Annotated in this window: 24 protein-coding genes, 1 tRNA gene and 1 pseudogene; 17 read left to right on the plus strand and 9 right to left on the minus strand. The window is 59.3% G+C overall.

Features of this window, described 5'->3' with window-relative positions; genetic code table 11:
* Positions 1 to 485: 485 nt before the first annotated feature.
* The 3 genes from psb30 to glpX form a co-directional block, all read right to left on the minus strand.
* Positions 486 to 593, minus strand: a complete 108-nt coding sequence (gene psb30 / locus NW814_RS05895; protein WP_099812430.1) for a photosystem II reaction center protein Ycf12/Psb30 — start codon at positions 591 to 593, stop codon at positions 486 to 488.
* 83 nt (positions 594 to 676) lie between these two features.
* A complete protein-coding gene (locus NW814_RS05900; RefSeq protein ID WP_414405562.1) occupies positions 677 to 1972 on the minus strand; it encodes a glutamyl-tRNA reductase in 1296 nt (431 codons plus the stop codon).
* A 311-nt stretch (positions 1973 to 2283) separates the two neighbouring features.
* Positions 2284 to 3327 carry a class II fructose-bisphosphatase gene (gene glpX / locus NW814_RS05905; protein ID WP_414393558.1) on the minus strand — a complete coding sequence of 348 codons (1044 nt, stop codon included), beginning with the start codon at positions 3325 to 3327 and terminating at the stop codon, positions 2284 to 2286.
* 252 nt (positions 3328 to 3579) lie between these two features.
* Between glpX and NW814_RS05910 the strand changes: the two genes are divergently transcribed.
* Both NW814_RS05910 and NW814_RS05915 read left to right on the plus strand, forming a co-directional pair.
* Positions 3580 to 3855 (plus strand): DUF1830 domain-containing protein, encoded by a 276-nt coding sequence (locus tag NW814_RS05910; protein WP_414405563.1) that lies wholly within the window; start codon positions 3580 to 3582, stop codon positions 3853 to 3855.
* A gap of 117 nt (positions 3856 to 3972) precedes the next feature.
* Positions 3973 to 4581: a peroxiredoxin gene (locus NW814_RS05915; protein ID WP_414405564.1), complete on the plus strand. Its 609-nt coding sequence runs from the start codon at positions 3973 to 3975 to the stop codon at positions 4579 to 4581.
* A 128-nt stretch (positions 4582 to 4709) separates the two neighbouring features.
* Here the strand turns inward: NW814_RS05915 and NW814_RS05920 are convergent, their stop codons facing one another.
* Together NW814_RS05920 and NW814_RS05925 are read right to left on the minus strand one after the other, a co-directional pair.
* Positions 4710 to 5144 (minus strand): photosystem I reaction center subunit II PsaD, encoded by a 435-nt coding sequence (locus NW814_RS05920; RefSeq protein ID WP_414405565.1) that lies wholly within the window; start codon positions 5142 to 5144, stop codon positions 4710 to 4712.
* A 157-nt stretch (positions 5145 to 5301) separates the two neighbouring features.
* Positions 5302 to 6276: an acetyl-CoA carboxylase carboxyltransferase subunit alpha gene (locus tag NW814_RS05925; RefSeq protein ID WP_414393565.1), complete on the minus strand. Its 975-nt coding sequence runs from the start codon at positions 6274 to 6276 to the stop codon at positions 5302 to 5304.
* A 234-nt stretch (positions 6277 to 6510) separates the two neighbouring features.
* Here NW814_RS05925 and NW814_RS05930 point away from each other — a divergent pair, with 234 nt between their 5' ends.
* The 3 genes from NW814_RS05930 to NW814_RS05940 are packed head-to-tail and all read left to right on the plus strand — an operon-like array spanning position 6511 to position 10465.
* A complete protein-coding gene (locus NW814_RS05930; RefSeq protein ID WP_414405566.1) occupies positions 6511 to 8958 on the plus strand; it encodes a DUF3656 domain-containing U32 family peptidase in 2448 nt (815 codons plus the stop codon).
* 9 nt (positions 8959 to 8967) lie between these two features.
* On the plus strand, positions 8968 to 9678 hold the full coding sequence (locus NW814_RS05935) for a polysaccharide deacetylase family protein (RefSeq protein ID WP_414405567.1): 711 nt from the start codon (positions 8968 to 8970) through the stop codon (positions 9676 to 9678).
* A 34-nt stretch (positions 9679 to 9712) separates the two neighbouring features.
* The gene (locus NW814_RS05940) at positions 9713 to 10465 is read left to right on the plus strand and encodes a PspA/IM30 family protein (protein ID WP_414405568.1); all 753 of its coding nucleotides are present in this window, start codon (positions 9713 to 9715) and stop codon (positions 10463 to 10465) included.
* 25 nt (positions 10466 to 10490) lie between these two features.
* Here the strand turns inward: NW814_RS05940 and secA are convergent, their stop codons facing one another.
* Complete coding sequence (secA, locus tag NW814_RS05945) at positions 10491 to 13346, minus strand: preprotein translocase subunit SecA (RefSeq protein ID WP_414405569.1); 2856 nt, start codon at positions 13344 to 13346, stop codon at positions 10491 to 10493.
* 193 nt (positions 13347 to 13539) lie between these two features.
* On the opposite strand from secA, the gene NW814_RS05950 reads away from it, so the two are divergent.
* From NW814_RS05950 to NW814_RS05975, 6 genes are all read left to right on the plus strand, one after another.
* The gene (locus tag NW814_RS05950) at positions 13540 to 13878 is read left to right on the plus strand and encodes a TatA/E family twin arginine-targeting protein translocase (protein WP_414405570.1); all 339 of its coding nucleotides are present in this window, start codon (positions 13540 to 13542) and stop codon (positions 13876 to 13878) included.
* A 273-nt stretch (positions 13879 to 14151) separates the two neighbouring features.
* A complete protein-coding gene (purU, locus tag NW814_RS05955) occupies positions 14152 to 15000 on the plus strand; it encodes a formyltetrahydrofolate deformylase (RefSeq protein ID WP_011429651.1) in 849 nt (282 codons plus the stop codon).
* Positions 15001 to 15094: 94 nt separating this feature from the next.
* Positions 15095 to 16555 carry a signal recognition particle-docking protein FtsY gene (gene ftsY / locus NW814_RS05960; RefSeq protein ID WP_011429650.1) on the plus strand — a complete coding sequence of 487 codons (1461 nt, stop codon included), beginning with the start codon at positions 15095 to 15097 and terminating at the stop codon, positions 16553 to 16555.
* Positions 16556 to 16705: 150 nt separating this feature from the next.
* On the plus strand, positions 16706 to 17398 hold the full coding sequence (locus tag NW814_RS05965; protein ID WP_414405571.1) for a DUF2254 family protein: 693 nt from the start codon (positions 16706 to 16708) through the stop codon (positions 17396 to 17398).
* Positions 17344 to 18174, plus strand: a complete 831-nt coding sequence (locus NW814_RS05970; RefSeq protein WP_414405572.1) for a hypothetical protein — start codon at positions 17344 to 17346, stop codon at positions 18172 to 18174. Before NW814_RS05965 ends, NW814_RS05970 begins: the two co-directional genes overlap by 55 nt.
* Positions 18175 to 18253: 79 nt before the next feature.
* Positions 18254 to 19972 carry an ArnT family glycosyltransferase gene (locus NW814_RS05975; RefSeq protein ID WP_414405573.1) on the plus strand — a complete coding sequence of 573 codons (1719 nt, stop codon included), beginning with the start codon at positions 18254 to 18256 and terminating at the stop codon, positions 19970 to 19972.
* Between the two features lie 56 nt (positions 19973 to 20028).
* On the opposite strand, the gene NW814_RS05980 is transcribed toward NW814_RS05975, so the two are convergent.
* Positions 20029 to 20108: transfer RNA gene (locus NW814_RS05980), tRNA-Leu, on the minus strand.
* 214 nt (positions 20109 to 20322) lie between these two features.
* Between NW814_RS05980 and NW814_RS05985 the strand changes: the two genes are divergently transcribed.
* Both NW814_RS05985 and NW814_RS05990 read left to right on the plus strand, forming a co-directional pair.
* Positions 20323 to 20574 (plus strand): hypothetical protein, encoded by a 252-nt coding sequence (locus NW814_RS05985; RefSeq protein WP_414405574.1) that lies wholly within the window; start codon positions 20323 to 20325, stop codon positions 20572 to 20574.
* Between the two features lie 106 nt (positions 20575 to 20680).
* Positions 20681 to 21238: a carboxymuconolactone decarboxylase family protein gene (locus NW814_RS05990; protein WP_414393582.1), complete on the plus strand. Its 558-nt coding sequence runs from the start codon at positions 20681 to 20683 to the stop codon at positions 21236 to 21238.
* A gap of 20 nt (positions 21239 to 21258) precedes the next feature.
* Here the strand turns inward: NW814_RS05990 and NW814_RS05995 are convergent, their stop codons facing one another.
* A complete protein-coding gene (locus NW814_RS05995) occupies positions 21259 to 21570 on the minus strand; it encodes a DUF3288 family protein (RefSeq protein WP_414405575.1) in 312 nt (103 codons plus the stop codon).
* 150 nt (positions 21571 to 21720) lie between these two features.
* Between NW814_RS05995 and NW814_RS06000 the strand changes: the two genes are divergently transcribed.
* From NW814_RS06000 to ndhI, 4 genes are read left to right on the plus strand one after another with little or no spacing between them, the layout of a single operon-like run.
* Positions 21721 to 22905 (plus strand): NAD(P)H-quinone oxidoreductase subunit H, encoded by a 1185-nt coding sequence (locus tag NW814_RS06000; RefSeq protein WP_414393799.1) that lies wholly within the window; start codon positions 21721 to 21723, stop codon positions 22903 to 22905.
* A 29-nt stretch (positions 22906 to 22934) separates the two neighbouring features.
* Entirely contained in the window at positions 22935 to 23138 is a 204-nt protein-coding gene (locus NW814_RS06005; RefSeq protein WP_414393585.1) for a hypothetical protein, read from the plus strand.
* A 46-nt stretch (positions 23139 to 23184) separates the two neighbouring features.
* Complete coding sequence (gene nuoH, locus NW814_RS06010; RefSeq protein WP_414405576.1) at positions 23185 to 24306, plus strand: NADH-quinone oxidoreductase subunit NuoH; 1122 nt, start codon at positions 23185 to 23187, stop codon at positions 24304 to 24306.
* Between the two features lie 35 nt (positions 24307 to 24341).
* Positions 24342 to 24974, plus strand: coding sequence for an NAD(P)H-quinone oxidoreductase subunit I (ndhI, locus tag NW814_RS06015; protein ID WP_414405577.1), 633 nt, complete (start codon positions 24342 to 24344; stop codon positions 24972 to 24974).
* A 274-nt stretch (positions 24975 to 25248) separates the two neighbouring features.
* Here ndhI and NW814_RS06020 read toward each other — a convergent pair.
* Positions 25249 to 25639, minus strand: a pseudogene (locus NW814_RS06020) (right-handed parallel beta-helix repeat-containing protein); the annotation flags it as partial.

A 25639-nucleotide genomic window follows, 5' to 3' on the forward strand; every position in this document is an offset into this window, starting at 1 on the left:
CTCAATCCGTAGAAAAACTTACCCCCAGCCTTTCCTGGGGGTGCCTCTACAACTCTAGCGCAAAGAAGTGTTACATCACCCAGAGAATTGGCTCGCCAGCTCCGCCCAAGCGTGCTCTACCGCTCTGAAAGACTTATACAACCCCGGACAAAAGCGGACTTTTGCTCCAGCTTGAGGCTTTTTTCCTGCTTCCACGACCCATAGCTAGCAGCAGAGCCCACCTCCACTACCCCACCAAAGGGATCTGCACAGGCGTGACTTCCCGTCAAGCTGACGGTAGCTGCCCCTTGCTCTTGATCGAGCACACAGGCTAAAGACAGAGCCAACTTTAGCCTAAGTAAAATGCCTACCAGCAGAAATGCAGCCGCTTGCCTACTAGCTTAGCTGATCCACGTTGAGGCAGGAGGTGCGTTGGGGAGGTTGCACATTGTGCCGCAAAGTAGCGAACTGTCCGGTAGGTCGAGGACTAGAGGAAAGCCCCCGCCTCACATATCAGCCCCGCGCAGGTAAAGCACCAAAATGACCGCCGGCCCTGCCAAGACAATCAAGGCAAGCAGCGCCAACTGCACGAACACTTCGTATTGCCCGAACATAGCCCCAAATCCCGTAGCCTACTTGTGTATCCTAAGGTCCGCTGTTGCCTGAAGATGAGGGGACTGTTGCAATTCTTTAAAACCTAGCGCTCCTGCTGGGCCTGAAAGGGCATGGGATCGAGGTTAAAGAGTTCCTGCAGAATTTGCATCGCCTTCCGTCGGGCCTCGATGTCCCGTTTGGCCCGCAGTTGCACCATAGGGTCATGCAGGATCTTGTTGACGATGCCACGGGTGAGGGCGTCGATGACCTCCAGGTGCTTCTCGGCAAAGTCCTTGCCCAGCCGGGAGAGAGCTTTCTCCATCTCCTGCTCGCGGATAGACTCCACCTTGTGGCGCAGGCTGGAAATGGTGGGCACTGTTTCCAGAGAACGCCACCACTCCATGAACTGCTCCACCTCTTCTTCGATCAAGGCCTCGGCCGCCAGGGCCAGCTTTTGCCGTTGGGCGCGGTTTTCTTCCACGACGCGAGAGAGGTGATCTACGTTGAACAGCCGCACCCCTCTAAGCTTTTCTACCTCGGGATCGATGTTGCGGGGCACGGAGATATCCACCAACAGCAGCGGCTGATCCGGCTGCAGCACTTCCACTAGTTGGGCGTAGGTAAGGATGGGCTGGGTGGCGCTGGTGCTGGTGAAGACCAGATTGGACTCCGCCACGCTGTTGAGCAACGACTCCCAAGGCAGGACTTGGATTGGTTGCTCAAATTGCTGGGCTAGCGCTTCTGCCCGCTCTAAGGAGCGGTTGACTAGGGTAATATCCACCGCTCCCTTGGCCAGAAGGTGCTGCAGCAAGAGGCGGGCCATTCTCCCTGCTCCCACGACGGTAACCTTGCCCTGGGAAAGCGATCCCTGCTCTTGCAGGGCCAGCTCCACGGCTGCCGAGCTAATGGACATGGCGCCGGTGCCGATCCCCGTCTCCGCGCGGACGCGCTTGCCGGCAGTGATGGCTGCCTTGAAGAGGCGGTTGAGGATGCGATCCGTGCCGTTGCAAGCCTGGCCCAGTTGTTGAGCCTTTTTCACTTGCGACAAGATCTGCCCCTCTCCCAGCACCAAGCTCTCCAGCCCGGCCGCCACCCGCATCAAGTGGGTCACCGCATCTTGGTAGAGCAGGGTAAACAGGTGGGGACGCAGTTGGGGCAGGGGGATCCCCTTTGCCTCCGCCAAAAACTGCATCGTCTGCCGCACCCCGCTTTCGGTTTCTGGCGTAACGATGTAGACCTCCAGCCGGTTACAGGTGCTGAGGATTGCTGCTTCCTCAATGCGGGGGTGGGCACGGAGCTGCTGGATCCTCTCTCCCACCTCCGCCTCCCCAATGCTGAGGCGCTCCCGGATCTCCACAGGAGCTGTGCGATGGCTAAGACCGACAACCGCGATAAACATGCCTCCCCGTCGTCTCTAGACCACTGATTGTTAAATCTCTAAACAAAGGCAAACCTTGCCCAAAACAAGAATAGCCTAGAGCCTAAGCAAAGCGTCTTACCTGTCTTGGCTGCAGCAAGCTTAGGTAACTTTTCTCAGACTACCTAAACCCTAAGACCAGTATCGGATCGGTTTTGCCAGATTTTGCTGAAGAGTTATTACGTTTTTTCGGGGTCGGCCTTGATAGATTTTTTAACGTTCTCCCAAGCAGAAGGGCGACCTTCCCCAGGGAAAGCCGCCCTCGTCACTGGGAAGAGCTAGGAGGGGATCCGTCAGCGCAGTTGCAGGGCGGGGGGCTGCTGGCCCTCCTTCAGGTGGATGGTGTCCACAAAGCGCACGGTGCGGGATTGGCTAGAAATCACCAGCGTTTCCGTACGCGCTCCACCCCCGAAGAAGCGCACTCCCCGTACCAGATCCCCATCGGTGATACCGGTGGCCGCAAAGAGCAGCTCTTTGCCGCTGGCTAGCTCCTCACACTCCCATACCTTATCGGGATCCTCAATGCCCTTTTCTTTTAGTTCTCGCCGAGTCTCTTCTACCGGTGGCAGGTAGGTGCCCGCCTGCACCACTTCGGGATCGTAGATGAGCCGCCCTTGGAAGTGAGCGCCCAGACAGCGCAGCGCCGCTGCCGAGATCACTCCCTCGGGAGCCGCTCCAATCCCCATCAGGGCATGGATACCTGTGCCGCTGAACGCCACTGCCAGAGCTGCCGAGAGGTCGCCGTCGGTAATTAGCTTCACCCGCGCCCCTGCCTCGCGGATTTGGCGGATGAGATCGGTGTGGCGCTTGCGATCCATGACCACTACCGTTAGGTCCGCCACCTCCCGACCCAGGCTTTCGGCAATGATCTTGAGGTTCTTTTCTGGCGGATAGTCCAGGTGGACTTTGCCCTTGGCCTGGGGCGGGGCCGCTAGTTTTTGCATGTAGATGTCCGGGGCGTTGAGAAGGCCGCCTTTCTCGGAGATGGCCAGCACCGCCATGGATCCGTTCTGGCCTTTGGCTACCAGGTTGGTGCCCTCGCAGGGATCCACAGCAATATCGATCTCCACCAGCTCTTCCACGCGACAGAACTGCTCGGCGTCGGGACGGGTGCAGATCCCCACTTCCTCCCCGATGTAGAGCATGGGGGCCTCGTCGCGGGTTCCCTCCCCAATGACGATTCGACCGCGCATGGGGATCTGGTTGAGTTTCTCCCGCATGGCTTCTACGGCTGCTTGGTCAGCGGCCTTGTTGTCCCCCTTGCCCATCCAGCGGGCGGCAGCAATGGCAGCCTGTTCCACCACTTCGATGATCTCGAGCCCCAACTTGTTGTCCACGGTATGCCCCCCTTGGAACGATGAAGGCCAACTTCAGTAAGGATCTCTTCAAACTCTCTCCCAGTTTACCAGGGCAGGCTTCTTCTCGAGATCTTTATCCCCACCTTGAATAACCTGAGAGAACAAATCGCCAAAAGTCAAGCGCAAAGAGCGATCCCCGTCCCAGCCGCTGGCTATTGTCGGCTGGGGATCAAGGATGATAGCCTGTCCTAAAGGGCAATAAGTTTTTCTTAAGGGAATTAAAAAACAGCAATGAAAGGATACGTTTATGTCAACCGCTCTGGCCGGGTTCAGGTAATCCGGACGATCCCTGGCCACTGGGAGCGCACCCTCTTCCCGGGCCAGTATGCCCTCTTCGAGGCAGAGCCCGACGACTACCTAGAAGTCTATAGCTACTGCTGCGCCACTACCATCTTGGAAGAGCGCCGCCCCTGCCGCTGGCTGCTGGATTCTTCCCTTCCTGAAGTAGAAGCCCATCCTTGGCTGCCCCCCCATTTGGATACCTTGGCAGATGCTGTAAATGGGTGAGGGACAAGAGGTTGTCGGGTCGGTTTAGCTTGCCTAACCCGCAAGACAAACTCATTATGAGTATGGTATGTTGATTGTAGTTTACATTTGCACCTTAGCGGAAGGAGGGTCGACCTCATGTCTCAGCAAGGATGTCTGCGGGTGGGGCAGCTAGCTCCCGATTTTTCGGCCACGGCCGTTTACGACATGGAATTCAAGACGGTGAGGCTCTCTGACTACAGGGGCAAGAAGTATGTGGTGCTGCTCTTTTACCCCTTGGACTTTACCTTTGTCTGCCCGACCGAGATCACGGCTTTCAGCGATCGCTACGACGAGTTTGCCAAGTTGGACACGGAGATCCTCGGCATCTCGGTGGATAGCGAGTACTCTCACCTGGCCTGGATGCAAACCGACCGCAAAGCTGGCGGGGTGGGCGAGCTGAGGTATCCGCTGGTCTCCGACCTGAAGAAAGAGATCAGCGCCGCCTACAATGTCCTGGATCCGGCGACGGGGGTGGCGCTGCGCGGCCTGTTTATCGTCGACAAGGAAGGGATCCTCCAGCACGCCACCATCAACAACCTGGCCTTCGGCCGCAGCGTGGATGAGACCCTGCGCACCCTGCAGGCTATCCAGTATGTCCAATCCCACCCCGATGAAGTTTGCCCAGCCAACTGGCAGCCCGGCCAGAGAACCCTAAAGCCCGACCCGGTCAAATCCAAGGAGTTCTTCGCGGCAGTTGCCAAGTAGACCAGGAATGCCAGACCTTGCGGCTCCGGCTCCAAGTGAGCTGGAGCTTTTTTAAAGAGGTGCAGACAGACAAAAGGGATCCCCTGAGCCTGGCAGGGGATCGGACAAGACCAAGGCTGCCAACCAAATTAGTCCCAGGGCTTGCCGTTGGTGAACTTGTAGGTAACGGGCTCGCGGTTTTTGCCGATGCTGTGATCTACCTTGCCGACGGGCTGGCGACCCTCGTTAACTTTTTCAGGGAAGACGCCATCTTTGGGATGCACCAGCTCCGGCTGTCCCCCTGCCGGAATGCGGAAGATCTGGTAGTCGTTGATCTTGTATTCAGATCTCAGCTGGGCCCCAAGAGCCAGGCACTGCTCCTTGCGGGCGAAAGTGAGGTAGTTCTTACCCTCCACCATCTCAGCAGCCCCGCCCGTGGGCATCTCAAACACCTGCCCTGGCTTGCCAGTCCAGGTGATGACGTATTTCTCTTCGGTCTCGGCTGCGCTCAACAGCCCTCCGGTAGATCCCCCGAAGAGGGGGAGCTTAGCGCCCTGCCGGGGATCGCCTTCCATCACAGCCATAGCCTCCCTTCTCGTTGTAGTTAGCGTTGTTTGGGCCGCGCTTGGGATAGCGCGCAGCACTTTGAATCTACCACTGACTTGATCTTTGACCTCAGAGCCGGCCAGGAACTGTAATTTTTCGTAGCAGAGCTAGCTTCGCTGAAGATAATTAGCTCTCCTAGGCCAGCTCCAGAAAAGCTCCCATGCGGCGAAACTTTTGGTAACGCTCTTCCCGCAACTCCCGCCCGCTCAGCCTGGAAAGTTCCTTGAGGTGTCTTAGGAGAGCCTCTTTGAGGGTTTGGGCAGCTTCCAAAGGGGCGCGGTGGGCACCCCCCACTGGCTCTGGCAGGATCTCGTCAATGACCTCCAGTTGCAGCAGATCTTGGGCAGTAATGCGCAGGGCTGCTGCCGCCTGGGGTGCTTTTTTGGCATCTTTCCAAAGGATGGCTGCACAGCCCTCTGGTGAGATTACCGAATAGACGGCGTGTTCAAACATCAGAATGCGATTGCCCACCCCAATGGCCAAGGCCCCCCCGGATCCCCCTTCGCCAATCACCGTACAGATAATGGGGATCTCCAGCTGAAACAGCGTCCGCAAGTTGGTGGCAATGGCCTCCCCCTGGCCCTCAGCCTCGGCCTTAACTCCTGGGTAGGCCCCTGGCGTGTCGATAAAGGTCAAAAGGGGCAGACCAAAGCGGTGGGCATGCTCCATGAGCCGCAGGGCTTTGCGGTAGCCAGCAGGGTTGGGCATGCCGAAGTTGCGGTGGATGTTGTCTTTGGTGTCGCGGCCCTTTTGGTGGCCGAGGATCATCACCGGCTGATCCTCCAGCTTGGCTAGGCCGCCGACAATGGCCGGATCGTCCTGGCCGTGGCGATCCCCGTGCAGCTCAAACCAATCGTCGCAGATGGTCTGCACATAGTCCAAGGTGGTAGGGCGACGGGGATGGCGGGCCACCTGCAGCCGCTCGACAGGTGTGAGCTGCCTGAAAATCTCGCGGCGCAGCTCTTCGGCTTTGGCCTCCAGTTGGCGAATCTGCTCAGAAGCATCAATGTCGTTTTCTTCAGCCAAGGCCCGAATCTCCTGGATGCGCTGCTCGAGAGCGGCAACAGGCTGCTCAAACTCCAGCAGCAAGCGGTCGCTAGACTTGCTCATACTGTGTTGGCCAAACCTCGGGAGTCTGCTCAGAGATGGGGAGGTCAGGCTTTGATCTTCTCACATGCAGATCGGGTAGGCCAGAGGGAGTTGCCCTGGGGGATCCTTCTCTAGGGTTTTTTGATTTTGAATGGGAAAGGATCCCTTGGGTTGGCGGGTTCTCTTCCCATGAAGGCTGTTGTCAGAGAGGGGGGATCAACAGGCTGCCTTGGAGAGCAGTCTTTGCCAACTCGGATGCCTCTCCTGCTAGCGCCGGCGGGGGACTGGGAGTGTGCCAAGGCAGCGGTGGAAAACGGAGCCGACGCCATCTACTTCGGACTGGAACGGTTCAATGCTCGCCTGCGCGCCCGCAACTTTACGGAGGCGGACCTACCAGAACTAATGGCCTGGCTGCACCAGCGCGGCGTGAGGGGCTACGTCACTTTAAATACCTTGGTCTTTCCTGAAGAGCTGGAGGAGGCGGAACGGTACATCCGCGCGATGACGGCAGCAGGGGTAGACGCGGTCATCGTGCAGGATGTCGGCATTGCGCGCCTGGTTCGACATCTTTCTCCCGACCTGCCCATCCACGCCTCAACACAGATGACTATTACCAGCGGCGTGGGAGCGGAGTTTGCTGCCGAGCTGGGCTGTGAGGTGGTGGTGCTGGCGCGGGAGTGTTCCCTCAAGGAAATAGCCAAGATCCGCGCCCATCTGGAAGAGAAGGGATCCCCCATTGCTCTGGAGGTGTTTGTCCATGGGGCCCTGTGCGTGGCCTACTCCGGGCAATGTCTGACCAGCGAGGCGCTGGGGAGACGCTCGGCCAACCGCGGGGAGTGCGCCCAGGCCTGTCGCCTGCCCTACGAGCTGGTGGTGGACGGGGTTCGCCGCGATCTGGGAGAGAAGCGGTATCTACTTAGCCCCCAAGATTTAGCTGGCTTGGAGGTGTTGCCGGAGCTAGTCAAGCTAGGGATCCACTGCTTGAAAATTGAGGGCCGCCTAAAATCCCCAGAATATGTAGCCAGCGTAACGCGCATCTATCGGCGGGCCTTGGACGCCTTGGGGGCAGGGCAGGCGTGGCAGCCCTCAGCCCAGGAATGGTATGAGCTGGAGATGAGCTTTTCCCGCGGCCTGTACACCGGCTGGCTGCGAGGCATCAACAACCAAAAGCTGGTGCACGCCCGTTTTGGCAAAAAGCGCGGCGTTTACCTAGGGCAGGTGGTGAGGATCGAGGGGGATCAGGTGGGAGTGCGCCTGGAAGCTCCCCTCAAGGCGGGGGATGGCGTGGTGTTTGACCAGGGGGAGCCAGAGCTGCCGGAGCAGGGGGGACGAGTTTACCGCGTGCACCAGAAGCAGGGGTTGGCCTGGCTGAGCTTTGCCCAGGGGGCAATTGACCTCAAACGCCTGCGGGTAGGGGATCGCCTCTGGAAGACCAGCGACCCAGAGCTGGACAAGCGCCTGCGCCAGAGCTATGCCGGGGATCAGCCGCGCTTCCGCCGCCCCGTCCACCTGGAAGTCCATGGCCAGGCCGGACTGCCCCTGACCCTCATCCTGCGCGATGAAGAGGGCCACGTGGTGCAGGTGGATTCCCCCATGCCTTTGCAGCCCGCTCGCCAGCAGCCCCTCACCGACGAGAAGCTGCGACAGCAACTGGGCCGCCTGGGAGGTACGCCCTTCCGGCTGGGATCCCTGCACAATGCCCTGGAGGGGGAGGTGATGCTGCCGGTCAGCGTCCTCAACCAGATGCGGCGCCAGGCAGTGGAGCAGTTGCAAGCGCTGCGAGCCCGGCCCCGCCGCTGGCAGCTCAATCCTGACGCCCACTGGCAAGACCTGCTGCCTCCCCTAGAGCCAGCCGAGCCGGGATTGCCCCAGCTGGTGGTGTTGGTGCGGGAGCCGGCCCAGTTGTCGGCGGCAATTGCCTGTGGCATCCGCCAGATCTACCTGGAGTTTGAGGATCCCCGCCGCTACCGGGAAGTTATCCGCGCTACCAAAGCTTCTCACCCCGAGGTGGAGCTGTGGGCGGCCCCGCCCCGCATCACTAAGCCGGGGGAAACTTGGATTCTAAAACAGGTGCTGGCGGCAGGAGCCGATGGCTATCTGGTGCGAAACTACGACCACCTACGCTTTTTCGCCAACCAGCGCTGCATCGGCGATTTTTCCCTGAACGTGGCCAATCCCCTCACCGCCCACTATTTCAAAAGCCGCTACCGCCTGGAGCGCCTGACGGCCTCCTATGACCTCAACCATGAGCAACTGGGATCCCTGCTGCAGGCTGGCCCTGCCCATTGGTACGAGGTTACTATCCACCAGCACATGCCCATGTTCCACATGGAGCACTGCGTCTTCTGCGCCTTTTTGTCCAGTGGCACGGATTACACCAACTGTGGCCGCCCCTGCGAAAAGCACGAAGTAAGGCTGAGGGACAGGGCCAATGTGGAGCACATTTTGAAAGCCGATGCTGGCTGCCGCAACACCCTCTACAATGGCAAAGCCCAAACTGGGGCAGAATATGTGTCGCAGCTCCTGGCGCTGGGGTTGCAATATCTGCGCATTGAGTTCTTGCAGGAGTCTGCCGAGCAGGTTCAGCAAACCCTACGCTGCTATCAACAGCTCCTCCAGGGCCAGATGAGTGGCTCTCAACTGTGGCGGGAGCTAAAGCTGTACAGCCAGTTGGGGGTAACAAGGGGCTCTCTGGAAAGTTGAGGTCAATCTATGCCCTTTTGGCCGCCGCAGATCCTCCCCTCTGCCCTCTACCCCCTTCTGCAGCAGGGCCTCAAGACCCTTTTTCCTGAGGCTCTCTGGGACTTACCGCCAGATCCTCAGAAGCGACAGGTGGCCCTTACCTTTGACGATGGCCCTCACCCTGAATACACGCCGACCCTGTTGCAAGTTTTACAGGAGTTTCAGGTACCAGCCACCTTCTTTGTGTTGGGGGAACGGGTGCAGCGCTGGCCCCACCTGGCCCGGAAAATCCGCCAACAGAGCCACGGCATTGGCCTGCACGGCTGGCAGCACCGCTCGTTTACCCAGCTTAGCCGAGGCGAACTGCTACAGAGCTTGCGACGCAGCCAGGATACCCTCGTGGCTGCCTGTGGCGGCACCCCAGAAGAGTATCGGGCCGTGCGCCCCCCCAACGGTCTCTTCTGGCCCCGGACGCTAACCGACTTGCGCTCCTGGGGGTATCTACCGGTGATGTGGAGTGTGGTGCCGGAGGATTGGCTCTGCCCGCCGGTGGCCGTGGTGGTGGAGCGGGTGCTCAACCAAGTGCGGCCCGGCTCCCTGATTGTGCTCCACGACGGCGTCCAGGGGGGATCTCAGGTAGCCGAGGTAGTCCGCCGTTTGATCCCGGCCTTGGGGGAGCAAGGGTTTGACTTTGTCCGCCTGCCCCTTTCTGGCAATCTTCCCAGTTGCAGAGGAGATTGAATACAGTGAAAGGCAGCGATAGGGAGGGCAAGCCATGGGCGTGCGCAAGATCATCTACGGCATTTTCGGGCAGCGAGCCGGCAGCCTCATCGTGGGCACGTGGAATTGGCTTTGGGGGCTGCCGGTGGAAAAAGGCGGGGCAGAGGCAGTGGCGGTGGCCGAAGAATCGGTGCGAACCATGCAGGAGACTGTGCAGCGTCTCACCGAAGCCGTCGCCACCCAGGTAGCTGCCTACCAGCGGGCCGAGCAAAAGTACATGCAAAAGGTGCGGGAGTACCAGGCGCTGGAGAACAAGGCTCGCCTGGCCATGCAACGGGGGGATCAAGAAGCCGCTCGCCTAGCTATGGCCGAAGCCCTGCGCATTGAGGCCGCTCTTGGCCCGCTCAAGGAACAAGTGGAAACTGCTGAGCGCTATGTCAAGGCTGCCAAGGAAAAGCTGGCCCGGGAAAAAGAGCGTCTGGCCCTCTACAAGCGCGAGCTGAGCAACCTCAAAGACATCTACGAGGTGAACAAAGCCCTTGAACAGATGACCCGCGTTAACAACGCCTATAGCATTGACTCGGCCAAGTCCCAATTTGAGGCGGCCAAGAACGCCATCCAGGCTCGCCAGCTCAAGGTCCACGCCCTCAGCGAGCTCTCCGAGGATCGCAGCGAGCAACTTGCCGCCCAGCTTGACGAAATGGCTCTTGAGGACGAGATCTCCCGCCGCCTAGCTATGCTCAGTGGCCAGGGGGGCAGCCCCGCCAAGATGCCCTTGCCGGATCTGGACTTCGAGAAGCGCTCTTGATCACGTGTCCTAGCGAGGCTTTGCTTTATTCGTGGGTAAAGTCGGCTTCTGGCACCTGGCTTGTCTCGGAACCAGCAGCCACCGCTTGCAGGGGCACTGCCTGCGGCACTTGTACGATCTGGGGTGTAAAGACAAAGAGGTTGTACACGGTGTTGCGGCGGATGTTGTCCAGCATCTCTAGGAACAGCTCGTAGCCCTCGTTCTTGTATTCGATGAGGGGATCCCGCTGGCCATAGCCGCGCAGGCCCACCGCTTCCCGCAGCGCCTCCATCTGTTGCAAGTGCTCCCGCCAGAGGGTATCCACCTGCTGCAACAGGAAAAAGCGCTCAGCCTTCCGCATCAGGCCAGGCTCAAAGGTATCCAAGAAGGCCTCTTTGGCCTCGTAGGCCATCTCCGCCTGTTTGATCAGGTAGTCGAGGATTTCCTGATAGGAGAGATCCCGTAAGTCCTCAACCTTGAGGTTGTCTTTGAGCAGGGGAACGAACTCCTGCATCTTGGCCGTCAGCTTGTCGATTTCCCACTCCTCCGGCGGCAGCTCCGGGTTGACGTGGGCTTGCACGATCTCCTCAACGGTCTTGCGCACGTAGTCCAGGATCTTGGGTTTGAGGTTCTCCCCTTCCAGAATGCGCCGCCGCTCCGAGTAGATAGCCCGCCGCTGGTTGTTGAGAACCTCGTCGTATTCAAACACCTGCTTACGCAGGTCAAAGTAGTACACCTCCACCTTGCGCTGGGCATTTTCCAGGCTCTTCGACAGGAGCGGGTGCTCGATGGGCATGTCTTCGTCTACCCGGAACATGTCCATCAGCTTGGCCACCCGTTCGCCACCGAAGATCTTGAGTAGGTTGTCTTCCAGGCTGAGGAAAAACCGCGAGGAGCCAGGGTCTCCTTGCCGGCCGGCGCGGCCGCGCAGCTGGTTGTCGATGCGGCGGGACTCGTGGCGCTCCGTGCCAATGACATGCAAGCCCCCCAGCCGCACCACCTCCTCGTGCTCGGCCTCTGTGACCTTTTCGTACTCGGCCTTGATGCTGTTGTAGACCTCTCGCAGTTGCAAGATCAGGGGATCCTGCACCGGCGCCTTCTCCGAGGCCACTGCGATGAGATCTTCCACTACCAGCTCCGGCAGGCGGTTTAACCCATACTTGGCCACTGCGGCTGCCACCACCTCGTCCAAAGCCTGGCTGGTGCGAGCTGAGAGCTCACAGGGGTAAAAGTTGGGGGAGACCACCGTCCAGGACTTTTTCGGCTTGGGCGAGGCTGGGCCAAACCCTTGACCGCCGCCGCGGCTTGTCGTGGAGGCCGATCCCAGGGGGTTGTCGGGATCCAGCTGCACCAGCTTGGGCATCAGCCGTTCCCGCAGCTTGAGGCGGGCCATGTATTCCGCGTTGCCACCCAAGATGATGTCCGTGCCCCGCCCAGCCATGTTGGTAGCAATGGTTACGGCACCTTTGCGACCCGCCTGAGCAATGATTTCCGCCTCCCGCTCCACGTTCTCCGGCTTGGCGTTGAGGAGGTTGTGGGGGATCCCTCTTTCCTTGAGCATGGCCGAGAGGCGTTCGGATTTTTCCACGCTGGTGGTTCCCACCAAAACGGGCCGCCCCTTGGCGTGCATGTAGGCAATCTCCTCGACCACCGCCTTCCACTTGGCGTTTTCAGTCTTGTACACCAGGTCAGGGGCATCTATGCGGCGAATGGGGCGGTTGGTGGGGATAACAGTCACTTCGAGGTTGTAGGTTTTAACAAACTCTGCTTCCTCAGTGCGAGCCGTGCCCGTCATGCCGGCAAGCTTGGGATAGAGGCGGAAGAGGTTTTGGTAAGTAACGGTGGCTAGGGTTTGGCTCTCGCTTTGAATGGGCACCCCCTCTTTGGCTTCAATGGCCTGGTGCAGGCCATCCGACCAGCGGCGACCAGGGAGCACCCGCCCGGTGAACTCGTCCACGATCACCACCTCTTGGTTGCGGACGATGTAGTGGACATCCCGGATGAAGAGCTCCTTGGCCTTTACAGCGTTAAAGACAAAGTGCGCCCAGGGATCCTTAGGATCGAACAGATCCGAGACCCCCAGCAACCGCTCGGCGGCTTCAAAACCTTCGTCGGTGAGGATGATGTTGCGGGCTTTTTCGTCCACCTCGTAGTGCTCGTCGCGGATCAGCTCCCGCGCCACCTGGGCTGCTTTGAGGTACTTCTCGGAGGGACGGGACACCTGGCCAGAGATGATCAAGGGGGTGCGGGCCTCGTCGATGAGGATGGAGTCCACCTCGTCAATAATGCAGTAGTTAAAGGGCCGCTGCATCACTTCTCTGATGTCAGTGGCCAGGTTGTCCCGCAGGTAGTCAAAGCCCAGCTCGCTGTTGGTGCAGTAAGTAATGTCGCAGTGGTAGCTGCGCCGCTTCTCGTCGGTGGACATGCCCTCTTGCACCAAGCCAACCGTCAGGCCCAGGAAGCGGTGCACCTGGCCCATCCACTCCGAGTCTCGCCGGGCCAAATAGCCGTTGACAGTAACGATGTGAACCCCCTTCCCCGTCAGGCCGTTTAAGTAGGCCGGTAGGGTGGCCACCAGGGTCTTCCCCTCCCCCGTTTTCATCTCGGCAATCTGGCCCTCGTGCAGCACCATGCCACCAATGAGCTGCACGTCGTAGTGGCGCATGTTGAGAACCCGCTTGGCCGCCTCTCGCACCACTGCAAAAGCCTCGGGCAGGAGCTCGTCGAGGGACTCTCCTCTGTCTAGGCGCTGGCGAAACTCGGTGGTCTTGGCCCTGAGCTCTGCATCGGAAAGGGAGGCAATCTCGATCTCCAGCGAGTTGATCAGCTTGACAACAGGCAGGTACTTGCGGATCTTGCGCTCGTTGGGATCCCCGAGAAGCTTCTGTAGGGCTTGGAGCATGGGAAGCCTAGGCCAATAGAACGGGTATACGCAATTTTATCATTCCCCTCCCCTGGGCTTGGGCGGCCGGAAAGGGGCTGACCTGGTAGCCCAGCCAAGACGGCAGCGGCAGTTTGCTGCAGCAGAGGCAAAAGCGCTTGCGGACAAAGGCAAGAAGATGTCAGGCTAGGGAAGCAAAGCGATCCCAGGGCTTATGAATTTCTTGGGCGTCGGACTGCCGGAAATGCTGGTTATCTTTGCAGTGGCTCTCTTGGTGTTTGGGCCACGCAAGCTGCCAGAGATTGGTCGTGCCCTAGCCAAAACCTTGCGCAGCTTGCAGGATGCTGCCAGGGAGTTTGAGGCCCAGCTAAATCAGGAAGTCCAGGAGCTGGAAAAAGCCGCCCGCGCCTCTAGTCCCCAGACAGCCCCTGCAGCTCCGCTCAAAACCGACCCAGTTGCCACAGCCGATATGCCCACAAAGCCAGCTGTGGAGGCAGAGCCCAGGGCCGCCGCCTCCCCCTCCGAGGGATCTTCAAGCGTGGATGCTGCCTAGCCCATGCCCCGCTTCAACCCGCTCTGTCTCGGCATAAGGACAATCCTAACTATGCCCTGGCGAATGCAAAAGCCTGGCTGCAGCAGCACGGCCAAAACCCCTCGAGTTATTCTCAGGAGCTGTCCCCCGCCGACTCCTCTTCAGACGTTGGGACAGCCAGCCGGGGGGTTCTGGGTTGTTGCAAGAGCTCAAGACTGAAACCCCCTGGCCAGGGGCGCTTGCCCTCAGACCAATCCAAGTCCTAGGGTAAAGGGGCGAGCTCTTTGCACTTCTATGCCCACGGCTACCCTATTGGTGTCCTGTCCCGATCAAAAAGGCCTGGTAGCCAAGCTCTCCAACTTCATCTACAGCTACGACGGCAACATTCTTCACGCTGACCACCACACGGATCTCGAGGCAGGGTTGTTCCTAAGCCGCATCGAGTGGGATTTAGAAGGCTTTCGGCTAGAACGGTCGGAGATTGTTCCTGCCTTCTCCGGCATTGCCCGCGGGATCCAGGCCAACTGGGAGCTGCATTTTTCCGATACGCGCCGGCGCATTGCGGTGTGGGTTAGCAAGCAACCCCACTGTCTGTTGGATCTCATCTGGCGGCAGAGGGCTGGGGAGCTGCCGGCGGAGATCCCTCTGATCATCAGCAACCACCCCGACTTGGAGCCGCTGGCCCGCTCTTTTGGCATCGACTACTACCACATCCCCGTTTCTCCAGAAAACAGAGCCGAGGCAGAGGCCCGACAACTTGCCTTGCTGCAAGAATATCGCATTGACTTGGTGGTGCTGGCCAAATACATGCAGGTCTTGAGCGGGTGGCTGCTCCGCCAGGCGCCCCCGGTGATCAACATTCACCACTCTACGCTGCCTGCTTTTGCCGGTGCTAACCCCTACCAGCGTGCCCACCAGCGGGGCGTCAAGATCATCGGCGCCACCGCCCACTACGCCACCGAGGAGCTGGATGAAGGGCCAATCATCGAGCAGGACGTAGTGCGGGTGAGTCACCGCGACACGGTAGCTGACCTCATCCGCAAGGGCCGCGACGTGGAGCGCCTAGTCCTGGCCCGGGCCGTGCGCTATCACCTAGAAAATCGCGTCCTGGTGTACTGCAACAAAACGGTGGTGTTTGCCTAGGGAAACTGTCCCTTCCCCTTTGGGTGCAAAGGCCGAGCTCTGGAAAAGAAGCTGCTTTGCCAAACTGGAAAAAAGTCAGGCTAGAGGTGGGATTATGGCCTTTGATTGGTTTCGCCGTCGCTACACCGACTCCAAGGGTGAAGCAGAGTCCTCTCCCCAAAAGGCCGAGTCGGCAACTCCCCCAGCGGCAGAGCCGGCTGCCATGTCGCCAGAAGACTATTTGGCCTTTGCTAAAGCCGCCTATGCCAACCTAAAAGCGCGGGCTGCCGCCAAAGCTACTCAAGCAGAGGTTGTCTCCCCAGCCGCCCCAGAACCCCCTGCAAGCGAGGGATCCCAGCCCTCTGCTCCAGCAGCTACAGCACCTGAAGCCGCCTCTCCCTCATCGTCTCCTGAGCAGCCGGCTGCTGTCCCCTCCTTTTTTGATCTGGCTCCTCGCGCTGCCGAGCGCCTGCAGGCCCTAAAGGCAAGCGCCGTGGAGGAACCGGAGCCGATCCCTGCCAGCGTTGTTGCTCCTGCTGCCCCACCTCCAGAGTCGGCAGAGTCGGCGGCGGAAGAGCTGGTTTTCGACGAGGGCTTCCGCTGGTCAGCCGAGATCCTGGCGGCCCAAGGACGCAAGCCCGAAGAGATCTCCGTAGAAGAAATTTCCTGGCTGCAGAAGCTGCGGCGAAGTCTGGGCAAAACCCGCCTCAACCTGATCAACCAATTAAAGGCTCTAATGGGCCGGGGGCCTCTTGATCGGGAGGCGGTCGAAACCATTGAGACGATGCTGCTGCAGGCGGATGTGGGCGTTGAGGCCACCGAGCAGATCCTCCAGGCCCTGCAAAAACGCATGCGGGAGGAGGTAGTGCCTCCAGAGGAGGCGGTGAAGTACCTCAAGCAGCAGATGCGGCAGATGCTGACGGTAGGGGATCCCACCTTTGCGCCCCAGCGGGGCACGCTCAACATCTGGCTGATCGTGGGCGTGAATGGGGTGGGCAAGACCACCACCATCGGCAAAATTGCCCATGTGGCCCGCCAGTCCGGCTACCAGTGTCTAATTGCTGCTGCCGACACCTTCCGCGCTGCCGCCATAGAGCAGCTCAAGATCTGGGCAGAGCGGGCGGGGGTGGAGGTCATCGCCAACCCTTCCCCTAACGCTGACCCGGCCGCCGTGGTGTTTGATGCCATCACCGCCGCCAAGGCCAGAGGCACCGAGTTGCTCTTGGTAGATACAGCAGGCCGCCTGCAGAACAAGAAGAACCTGATGGAGGAGCTGGCCAAGATCCGCCGCATCATCGACAAGAAAGCTCCCGAAGCCAAGGTGGAAAGCCTCTTGGTTTTGGATGCTACCCAAGGGCAAAACGGCCTGCGCCAGGCCCAGGTGTTTGCCGAGGTGGCCAAGCTAACCGGCGTCATCCTCACCAAGCTGGACAGCACCGCCAAAGGAGGGATCGCCCTAGCTATTACCCAGCAGATGAACCTGCCTATCCGCTTTATTGGAGCTGGCGAGGGGTTGGAGGATCTAAGGCCTTTTTCCAGCTACGAGTTTGTGGAGGCTCTTCTTAGCGAATATTGAGCTCCTATTGGGTAAGGTGGTGGGGGGAGAGGAGATGGGTTTAGCCGCAAACGCTGCCAAGCCTCGCTCTCAAGTTTGGCTTTGGAGTGCTGTGGGGGTGGTGGCAGGTCTGGCCTGGGCAGGGGGGCGCACCGCTGGATCCAAGCCGGCTTGGCGTTGGCTCTTGCCCAACCCGTTCAGCAGCCAGGAGCGCTGCAGGAGTTTGTGGTCACCTTGGCCGAGGTGCTGTCGGGGATGCTGGGCTTTACCCTCTCAGTGGTGGCCATTGTGGTGCAGTTGAGTGCTGATCGCTTCACCCCCAAAGTTACCGAGTTGTTTCTGCGGGAGAAGACCAATTTCTACCTCTTCTCGTTTTTGATTTTGGCCAATGTAGTCAGTTTGTGGAGCTCGGTGGCCCTGGGTTTCTACGAGGATCCCCAGCTCCTGATTGGGCTAAACCTACTGCTGGGTACTGCCTCGTTTTTGGTGCTCATCCCCTACTTCAGCTTTGTGTTTCACTTCCTACAGCCGACTTCGATTATTCGCCGCATTGAGCAGCAGGTGCAGCAGGCGATTCTGGGGGCCTCCAGATGGGAACAGCGACAGCCCTCTGCCCTACAACCTTGCGCTGCCGCCCATCAGCGCTGCCTCTCGGCCTTGGATGAAATCAAAAGTATTGCCATCAGCGCCCTGCGCCAACGGGAGGAGGTCATCCTCCTGGAAGCCTTGGATAGCCTAAAGGCCCTGTGGATGTTCTATGCCCAGCACAAGGCACACCTACCCCGCTCCTGGTTTCTCTGGACGCCAGCGTGGATGAGGGGTTGCTGCGCCAAATCGAAGCGGAGGGATCCTGGCTGGAGCTGAAGATCCGGCGGCAGTATCAGGCCCTGTTTACTGAGGGCCTCAATGGCATGCGGCAAGCAAGTACTCTGGTGGCCATTCACACGCGGGAGCTGGGGATCCGCGCCCTGCAAAGCCGAGAGCTCCGGCTGGTCGGCTGGGTGATCAAGTTCTTCAACACCTACCTGCGGGCGGTGATCAACGCACGGGATATCCGCAGCGGCTACAACCTGCTCAAGCAGTACCGTTTGCTGGCCGAGGCCGCTTTGCGCCATCAGCAGTCGGCGTTGGTCTTGGAGATGGTCGGCCATTTTCGCTACTACAGCCTAGTGGCCTACAAGGCCGGCTTACTTTTCCTTTCTGAAACCTTTGGCTTTGACCTAGGGGTGCTGGCCCAACTCAGCTGCGCGCTGCAGTCAGAGACAACGGAGGCCATCCTACAAGTCCTGCTCCACCTGGACCAAGACCCGGAAAGCGAGCAGCAGGAAATGACCCTGCGCGGGATCCGGAAAACCCAGGCGCGGCTAGCAGCCTATTTCCTTAGCCGTGGGCGGGAGGATTTGGCCAGGCTGATCTATGAGGATATGCAACAGGAGCCTTTGGCCCGACTGCAGATCATCCGCCAGGAACTCTACTGCACTGCTTCTGAGTTTTGGGAGTTTACGGATCGGGCGGAGAACTTCTACTACCTGGAGCCTGCCCTTCGACCCTATGCCGAGCAGTTTTTCAGCTGGTTTCAGGGACTAACCTCTCTGCCAGCCAGCCTGGAGGGCGTTCCTGGATCCCTGGAGCTTCCGTAAAAAGAAAAGGCCAGATCTCCTTCTGCAGAGTCTAGTCTGGTTAGAGCCGCCACTTGGTGCCGTTCCAGAGGGCTTGTTCATGCGTCCCTTCGGCAACCCCAACCGTTTGGGCAGTGCTCCTCGCCGGGGATCCCTGCCCCCAGCTAGTTCTTTTGTGCAGTTTCGCCGCGACCCGCATCTGTTTTCCTTTTGGGCTTTGAGCCTATTGATCGTGGGCCTGGCAGTGCCGCTGTTTGTGCTCTCGGGAGCGGATCCCAGTTTAGCCGGCTGTGACGAGAGCTTTTACGCCCAGATGGCTCGCGAGCTGCTGCGGGGAGGCAACTGGCTGGGGCCAACTTTTCTGGGAGAGCCTTTTTTTGAAAAGCCTCCCCTGCTCACCTGGAGCGTGGCCCTCAGCTTTGCCCTTTATGGTGTCAACGAGTGGGCGGCGCGGCTGCCCGGGATCCTGGCGGCTTTGCTTTCCATCCCCCTCATCGGCTGGATTGGGCGGGCCTTTTTGCCAAGCCGGGCGGCCCTCTTGGGAATGGCAGTTTTGCCCCTGTGCTACCTCTGGGTGCAGCAGGGGCGGCTGGTGGGTCAGGATGTGCCTCTAACCTGCCTGGAGCTCCTGGGGATCCTAGGCCTAGTGAACGGCATCCGCGGCCACCGGCGCTGGTTCTGGTTGGCGGGAGTGGCCTTTGGACTGGGCCTTTTGATGAAGAGCGCCATGATCCTGCTGCCGGCGGTGGCTTTGATCCCCTACCTGTGGCAGCAGCGGCGGCACTGGCTGGGATCTGCCCAATTTTGGCTGGCAATTGGCCTGGGCTTGGGGATCTTTGGCCTGTGGCTAGTGCCGGCTGTAGGGGTGCACGGCCCAAAGGTGTTAGCTGCTTTGGTGGGGAAGGTGTGGGATCTGGGGCAAGAACCCTTCCATGCCGATGCCACCGGCTGGTATTACTTTTGGCACATCCCGATCCATGGCTTCCCCTGGACGGTTTTGGCCTTGGTGGGAGGCTGGCTGCTGCTGCGGCAAAAGCCGGGATCCACCCTGCTGGTTTGGTCTTTCCCCCTGCTGTTGTTTTTGCTCTTGCAGCTCTATCCCACCAAAACGCCCTACTACACGGTACAGCTCTATCCCTGGCTAGCTCTCCTAGCGGGGGTGGTTCTGGATCAAGCTCTGCCATTTCCGCTCCGCTCCGCCTTGCCGGCAACAGTAGGACGAGGCTCTCGCCGCGACAGACCCCATGTGGCCCAGGTGCTCTCTTGGGGGCTGGCGGCGGTGGGAACCCTGCTTTTGGGTTTGGGGCTGGCCCTCAAGCGGGACGTCGAGGGACTGGGTCTGCTCCAACCCCACGCTTGGCCATTGATGGCGATCGGCCTGTTGTATCTGCTCTTGCCAGCGATCTGGAGCTGGCGGCGGGTGCTGCACTATGCCGGCGAACTCTGGGTGGGCACGCTTCTAGCTGCCAGCCTCCTCGCCGTGGTCAGCATTGTCCTGCGGCCTGACTTCGGCAATTTCAATCCCGCCTTTGCCCAGATGGACTGGAGACAGATGCTGGGCTCTGCAGACCCTGATTTTCCCACGGTGGACATTGGCCGCAGCGGCCTAGCGGACGTCTGTCAGGCCCAGGCCCTTGCCTTCTACACCCCCAACCCAGGACGGTGGGTGGGTAACCGGGCCCTGCAAGCAGGGAAACATGGGGATTACCTGTGGGTCTCTCCTGTCCAAGCTCAGCAGATATCGATCCAGAATCTGGGGCTGCAGCCTTTGGCCGAGGTGGAGGGTTGGCAACTGGTGCGCCGCTTGAAAGCGGGGTAGTGGAGGTGAACTCTGCTGCTAGCTGAGGTCGTGGAAGCAGGCAGGTCACTTTGCCATGGGCAAGGTCGGATTCGAACCGACACGGTTTCCCGCCGCATTTTGAGTGCGGTGCGTCTACCAGTTCCGCCACTCGCCCAGCTAGATCCATTATCGTACTGAAGGGACAGAGGCCCGTCAACTTTGCTGCCCCAACCCGGCTGACAACTGGGAGCCAACGGGATCCATGCCCCTAGAGACCTGTTGAGGTTGCTCTTACTTTCTTCGTGGGGAGAGGGCTCCTAGCCTTCTGATACTCGTCGCTCTTTTGGGGCATTCTAGGTCTAGAACTAGCGGTTTGCAAGGGATCCCCTATGATTCGACTTTTGGTGGCTGCTGCCGCGGTGCTGGTGGGCTTTCTGCTGGTCAACCGCCTCTACCGCAACCCCTTGAGCTCGGAGCCAAGGCCGGAACAGGCCAGTCCCGAGGCCGCCCAGCAAGGGATCCCGCAGGGAGGGCCGCTGCAGATCTACCAGTCGCGGGATCAACTGCAACAAACCCTCAACCAAGGAGCCACCGCTACCCAGCAGCAGGTGGAAGCCATTGAGCAGTCCTTGGGCAATTGAACTGGGGCTTGCGAAGAGAAAGCAGCCAGGACAGGAGGGTGGAAGGCTTGGGCAGATCTCCCAAACGCGCTAAAGTCGAGAATGCGGCAATTGCTATAGACAGTCCATGCGGATCCCTCCTGTTACTCCAGAGAAAGCCGACAAGCAACTGCAGAAGGTTTACGAAAGCCTGGAAAAAACCTACGGCACTGCCCTGAACCCCTTGCAGGTAATGGCCCACAAGCCTCAACTGATGCGGGCGGTGATGAACCTCTATGGGGCGCTGCACACGCAAAATCCCAACCTGCCTGAGGAGCTAAAAGAACTGATCAGCATCCGCATTGCCCAGATCAACGGCTGCCGCCACTACTGCCTGCCCTACCACACCCTGCAGGCGCAAAAACTGGGGGTTCCCCCAGCCAAAATTGCAGCGGTGGCGCAGGCCCGCACCAGCTCCCTCTACACTGAAGCCGAGAAGCTAGCCATCGAGTACGCCGAGCGCATGACCGTGCCCAGCATGGTGGTGACCGACAGCTTCTTTGCCCGCCTCAAAGCTATTTGGTCAGACGAAGATCTGGTGGAGCTCTCGGCCTGGATTGGCTTCATGAACTTCTGGACCAAGGTCATCGCCGCTTTGGATGTGCCTCTGGATCCCGTTTTTGCCGAGCAACTCCAGGCCTCCTAGCTGGCCGCTAGAAGTCTCCCCTAAGCCCAATCGTCTCGGGTGGTAAAGCTGCGGTCGTACACCTGGCCGAGGGCGTGGATTTGGCGAGTGCGGGCGAATAGATCTTCTTCGCTGAGGCCCCACCGCTCCAGGATCTGATCCAAATCTCGCTGTAGATCCCAGGCGCCGGGGAAACCATGGTAACGGATGCGCAGACGGGCCACTTCCGCCAGCGCCCAATCGGAGGGAGGGCCCTCCTGGGCCATCAGCTCGTTGAGGAGAGCTCGATCGATGTGGTATTGCGGGTGTTGCTGCTCGCGTCGAGAGGAGCCATTGGCAGAAGAACCGGTCATCGCCCTCCCTCCTTTTTCACCACTTTAGCCAAGGCCAATGGCGAGGATTGGGATCCTTGATGTCTAAAGCCATCGAGGAAAAGTGGGAAAGCCGCTATACTGCAATTGTTGCAGAGTATGAACCTCATTGCGGAGGTGGTGGCCATGCCCATGCCTATGATCGAGACTCGTACCGATCGGATGCTGCTCAACTTTGGGCCGCACCACCCTTCCATGCACGGGGTCTTGCGCTTGCTGGTCACCCTCGATGGTGAAAACATCGTCGACTGCGAGCCCGTGATTGGCTATCTGCACCGCGGCATGGAAAAAATTGCCGAAAACCGCACCGTGGTGCAATACCTGCCCTACGTCTCCCGCTGGGACTATGGGGCTGGCATGTTCAACGAGGCCATTACTGTCAACGCCGTCGAGAAGCTGGCCGGGATCAGCGTGCCCAAGCGGGCTAGCTACCTGCGGGTGATCATGCTGGAGCTAACCCGCATCACCAACCACCTACTTTGGTTTGGCCCTTTCTTGGCGGACTTGGGCGCCCAAACCCCCTTCCTCTACGCCATGCGGGAGCGGGAGTGGATTCTAGACCTGTTTGAAGCCGTCACCGGCATGCGCCTCATCAACAACAACTACTTCCGCGTCGGGGGCGTGGCGGTGGATTTGCCCTACGGCTGGACGGAAAAGTGCTTGGACTTTTGCGAGTACTTCCTGCCCAAAGTGGATGAGTACGAACGGTTGGTTACCGACAACCCCATCTTCCGGCGGCGGCTGGAAGGGGTGGGGGTCATTTCCAAGGAGGATGCCATCAACTGGGGCCTCTCTGGACCCATGCTGCGGGCCTGCGGCGTCAACTGGGATCTGCGCAAAGTAGACCACTACGAGTGCTACGACGACTTCGACTGGGAGGTGGCCGTTTACCCCGAAGGGGACTGCCTAGCCCGCTATCGGGTGCGCATGAAGGAGATGCGCGAGTCCTGCAAAATTGTCCAGCAGGCAGTGAAGGCCCTGCCCGGCGGCCCCTTTGAAAATCTGGAAGCCAAACGCATGCTGGAGGGGCCAAAGTCGGAGTGGAATCAACTGGACTACCAGTTCATCAGCAAGAAGCCCTCGGCCAACTTCAAGATCCCCAAAGGGGAGGCCTACGTGCGGGTGGAGAGTGCCAAAGGGGAGCTGGGGATTTACATTGTTGGCGACGACAATGTCTGTCCTTGGCGCTGGAAGATTCGTCCGCCTGGCTTTGTCAACCTCCAGGTGTTGCCTCAGCTGGTTCGCGGCATGAAGGTGGCCGATATGATTGCCATTCTGGGCAGCATCGACATCATCATGGGGGAGGTGGATCGCTAAGATACTCTAGGAAAGCGAGGACAAAGGCGATGGCCTGGGCGATCCTAGTTCTGCCGCTCCTGATTGTTGTAACCATTGCCGCAATTATTGGCCCCAAGCAATGGGCCAAGTACCAAGAAGAAAGGCGTCGCCGTGCCGAAGAGTTATCCGATGCCCGCCTCCAGGCCATCATTCAACAGGAGCTACGCCGCCGCCACCGCCCTCCCCAGTCGGATCCCAACGGCAAGACCTAATTAGCAGTATTTGCAATCCACTGTCTTTAGGGAGCTACTTGACTCCATGACCACTGCTGGCATCGACTTGCAGCACAGCTTTGAGATGGCCCTACAAAACTTGGGCCTAAGCCCAGGCGCTGCCCACGCTCTATGGGTACCTCTGCCCATGGTGCTCATGGTTATCGCCGCCACCTTGGGAGTGATGGTCATGACCTGGCTGGAGCGCAAGATCTCGGCGGCGGCCCAACAGCGGATTGGCCCCAACATGGCTGGGCCCCACGGGGTACTGATCCCGATTGCCGATGGCATCAAGCTCTTAACGAAGGAAGATGTACTGCCCAGCCTAGCTGACCCAGTTTTGTTCACGCTGGGTCCCATCCTGGTTTTTCTGCCCGTCTTTCTGTGCTATCTGGTGGTTCCCTTCGGCCAGAATCTACTGATCTCCAACATCGCCATCGGCGTCCTTTTTCTGATCGCCACCTCCAGCGTGCAGCCCATTGGCTTGTTGATGTCCGGCTACGGCTCCAACAACAAGTATTCCCTGCTGGGGGGTCTGCGGGCGGCGGCCCAATCGATTAGCTACGAGCTGCCCTTGGCCCTGTCGGTGCTGGCGGTGGTGCTGATGAGCAACGGCCTAGACACCGTGGGGATCGTGGAGCAGCAAAGTGGCCTGGGGATCCTTAGTTGGAACGTCTGGCGGCAGCCGATTGGCTTTGTCATTTTCTTGATCTCGGCGCTGGCAGAGACGGAGCGGATTCCCTTTGACCTACCGGAGGCCGAGGAAGAGCTGGTGGCTGGCTACCACACCGAGTACTCCGGCATCAAGTTTGCCCTGTTTTATCTAGGCTCCTACGCCAACCTGCTGCTGGCTTCTCTAATCGCGGCAGTGCTGTACCTGGGGGGCTGGTCCTTCGTGGTGCCGGTAGAAGCTATTGCGGCGTGGATGGGGATCCCGCTAGACAATCCCTTTTTGCAGATTGCAGCCGCAGCCTTGGGCATTGTTATGACGATGGTCAAGGCCTTTATCTTTGTGTTTTTGGCTATCCTCTTGCGCTGGACCGTGCCGCGGGTGCGCATTGACCAGCTCTTGGACTTGGGGTGGAAATTTCTGCTGCCCGTCTCGTTTGTCAATTTGCTGTTGACGGCAGCTTTGAAGCTGGCCTTCCCAACCTTTTTCGGGGGTTAATGAAAGTAGAAGCAGCAAGGGAGAGGAAATAGGTCATGACTTTTCTAAAGCGCGTTGGCGAATACGTAAGCGATGCCTTCAAGGCTGCTAAGTACATTGGTCAGGGGATGGGGGTCGTCTTTGACCACATGAACCGCCGGCCCGTGACTGTTCAGTACCCCTTTGAGAAGCTGATCCCCTCTGAGCGCTTTCGGGGACGTATCCACTTTGAGTTTGATAAATGCATCGCCTGTGAAATCTGTGTTCGGGTTTGCCCCATCGACCTGCCCGTGGTGGACTGGGTCTACAACACCGAGCTGAAGAAAAAAGAGCTCTACAGCTACAGCATCGATTTTGGAGTATGCATTTTCTGCGCCAACTGCGTAGAGTTTTGCCCCACCAATTGCCTCTCGGTTACCGAAGATTATGAGCTAGCCACCTACGACCGCCACGAGCTGAACTACCATCAGGTGGCGCTAGGCCGCTTGCCCTCTAAAGTAACAGAGGATCCAATGGTGACACCTCTACGGGAGTTTGCCTACCTGCCCAAGGGGGTGATCGATCCCCACGATCTGCCTGCCGGATCCCAGCGAGCTGGGAAGCGACCCGAAGAGATTTTGGCAGAGATGAGAGCGGCTAAAGCAGCAGAAGCAAAAGAGGACAAAACTGCTGCAGAGCAGTCTAACTAAGTAGGCATAGGCAGCTCTCTTGAGTAGTTGACAAGACGCCTTCTTCACTCCAAGAGGCTTGGGCCCAGGCTAATTCCCTCTCTTTGTTGCCGTTCTTGTTTGTGCTGCGGGCGCAGATTGCAAACGGCAACACTTCATCCTTGACAGCGACCGAGGTCTTCACCCCCTCTCTAGGAGACAGAAATCGTCAGCAAAAGCCGGTAAGAAAGGCGACCGGCTGCCACCTAGCGCCTTCTAAGTGGAAATCGAGTGCCCTTCTGGAGCCAACCCCAAGCTAGTTCACCGAAATGGCAGGGCCGAGGTTGAAGTAGGTGGTGCTGCCAGGGTTAGTGGTGTTGTCGAAGATTGTAAGGGTAGTACCGCCGACCCTGATCGGCCCAGGTGAAGGAATGGCGGGAGTCACCCGGATCTGGCCGCCAAAGGGGATGGTAAAGGAAGTGGGGAAGATAACCACGTCCCCAGACACCGAGGTGGAGGTGGCAATTACTGTGCCATCTGCTTGTCGAATGGTTACTGTGGCCCCTGCGGGCAAGCCCGGGATCGTAATCCGCGGGCCAGCAGGAGTGGGCGTGGGGGTGGGTGTCGGTGTCGGCGTGGGTGTTGGAGTTGGAGTGGGCGTGGGAGTAGGTGTCGGCGTGGGCGTTGGAGTTGGAGTGGGCGTGGGA

It is taken from the genome of Synechococcus sp. R65.1 (assembly GCF_047461755.1).
In the GTDB taxonomy this organism is placed as follows: domain Bacteria; phylum Cyanobacteriota; class Cyanobacteriia; order Thermostichales; family Thermostichaceae; genus Thermostichus.

What these genes read in the sequence shown, in the direction of transcription:
- psb30 (WP_099812430.1), bottom strand. Translation starts at nt 593, where the DNA reads ATGTTCGGGCAATACGAAGTGTTCGTGCAGTTGGCGCTGCTTGCCTTG.
- NW814_RS05900 (WP_414405562.1), bottom strand. Translation starts at nt 1,972, where the DNA reads ATGTTTATCGCGGTTGTCGGTCTTAGCCATCGCACAGCTCCTGTGGAG.
- NW814_RS05910 (WP_414405563.1), top strand. Translation starts at nt 3,580, where the DNA reads ATGAAAGGATACGTTTATGTCAACCGCTCTGGCCGGGTTCAGGTAATC.
- NW814_RS05915 (WP_414405564.1), top strand. Translation starts at nt 3,973, where the DNA reads ATGTCTCAGCAAGGATGTCTGCGGGTGGGGCAGCTAGCTCCCGATTTT.
- NW814_RS05920 (WP_414405565.1), bottom strand. Translation starts at nt 5,144, where the DNA reads ATGGCTGTGATGGAAGGCGATCCCCGGCAGGGCGCTAAGCTCCCCCTC.
- NW814_RS05925 (WP_414393565.1), bottom strand. Translation starts at nt 6,276, where the DNA reads ATGAGCAAGTCTAGCGACCGCTTGCTGCTGGAGTTTGAGCAGCCTGTT.
- NW814_RS05930 (WP_414405566.1), top strand. Translation starts at nt 6,511, where the DNA reads ATGCCTCTCCTGCTAGCGCCGGCGGGGGACTGGGAGTGTGCCAAGGCA.
- NW814_RS05935 (WP_414405567.1), top strand. Translation starts at nt 8,968, where the DNA reads ATGCCCTTTTGGCCGCCGCAGATCCTCCCCTCTGCCCTCTACCCCCTT.
- NW814_RS05940 (WP_414405568.1), top strand. Translation starts at nt 9,713, where the DNA reads ATGGGCGTGCGCAAGATCATCTACGGCATTTTCGGGCAGCGAGCCGGC.
- secA (WP_414405569.1), bottom strand. Translation starts at nt 13,346, where the DNA reads ATGCTCCAAGCCCTACAGAAGCTTCTCGGGGATCCCAACGAGCGCAAG.
- NW814_RS05950 (WP_414405570.1), top strand. Translation starts at nt 13,540, where the DNA reads ATGAATTTCTTGGGCGTCGGACTGCCGGAAATGCTGGTTATCTTTGCA.
- purU (WP_011429651.1), top strand. Translation starts at nt 14,152, where the DNA reads ATGCCCACGGCTACCCTATTGGTGTCCTGTCCCGATCAAAAAGGCCTG.
- ftsY (WP_011429650.1), top strand. Translation starts at nt 15,095, where the DNA reads ATGGCCTTTGATTGGTTTCGCCGTCGCTACACCGACTCCAAGGGTGAA.
- NW814_RS05975 (WP_414405573.1), top strand. Translation starts at nt 18,254, where the DNA reads ATGCGTCCCTTCGGCAACCCCAACCGTTTGGGCAGTGCTCCTCGCCGG.
- NW814_RS05985 (WP_414405574.1), top strand. Translation starts at nt 20,323, where the DNA reads ATGATTCGACTTTTGGTGGCTGCTGCCGCGGTGCTGGTGGGCTTTCTG.
- NW814_RS05990 (WP_414393582.1), top strand. Translation starts at nt 20,681, where the DNA reads ATGCGGATCCCTCCTGTTACTCCAGAGAAAGCCGACAAGCAACTGCAG.
- NW814_RS05995 (WP_414405575.1), bottom strand. Translation starts at nt 21,570, where the DNA reads ATGACCGGTTCTTCTGCCAATGGCTCCTCTCGACGCGAGCAGCAACAC.
- NW814_RS06000 (WP_414393799.1), top strand. Translation starts at nt 21,721, where the DNA reads ATGCCTATGATCGAGACTCGTACCGATCGGATGCTGCTCAACTTTGGG.
- NW814_RS06005 (WP_414393585.1), top strand. Translation starts at nt 22,935, where the DNA reads ATGGCCTGGGCGATCCTAGTTCTGCCGCTCCTGATTGTTGTAACCATT.
- nuoH (WP_414405576.1), top strand. Translation starts at nt 23,185, where the DNA reads ATGACCACTGCTGGCATCGACTTGCAGCACAGCTTTGAGATGGCCCTA.
- ndhI (WP_414405577.1), top strand. Translation starts at nt 24,342, where the DNA reads ATGACTTTTCTAAAGCGCGTTGGCGAATACGTAAGCGATGCCTTCAAG.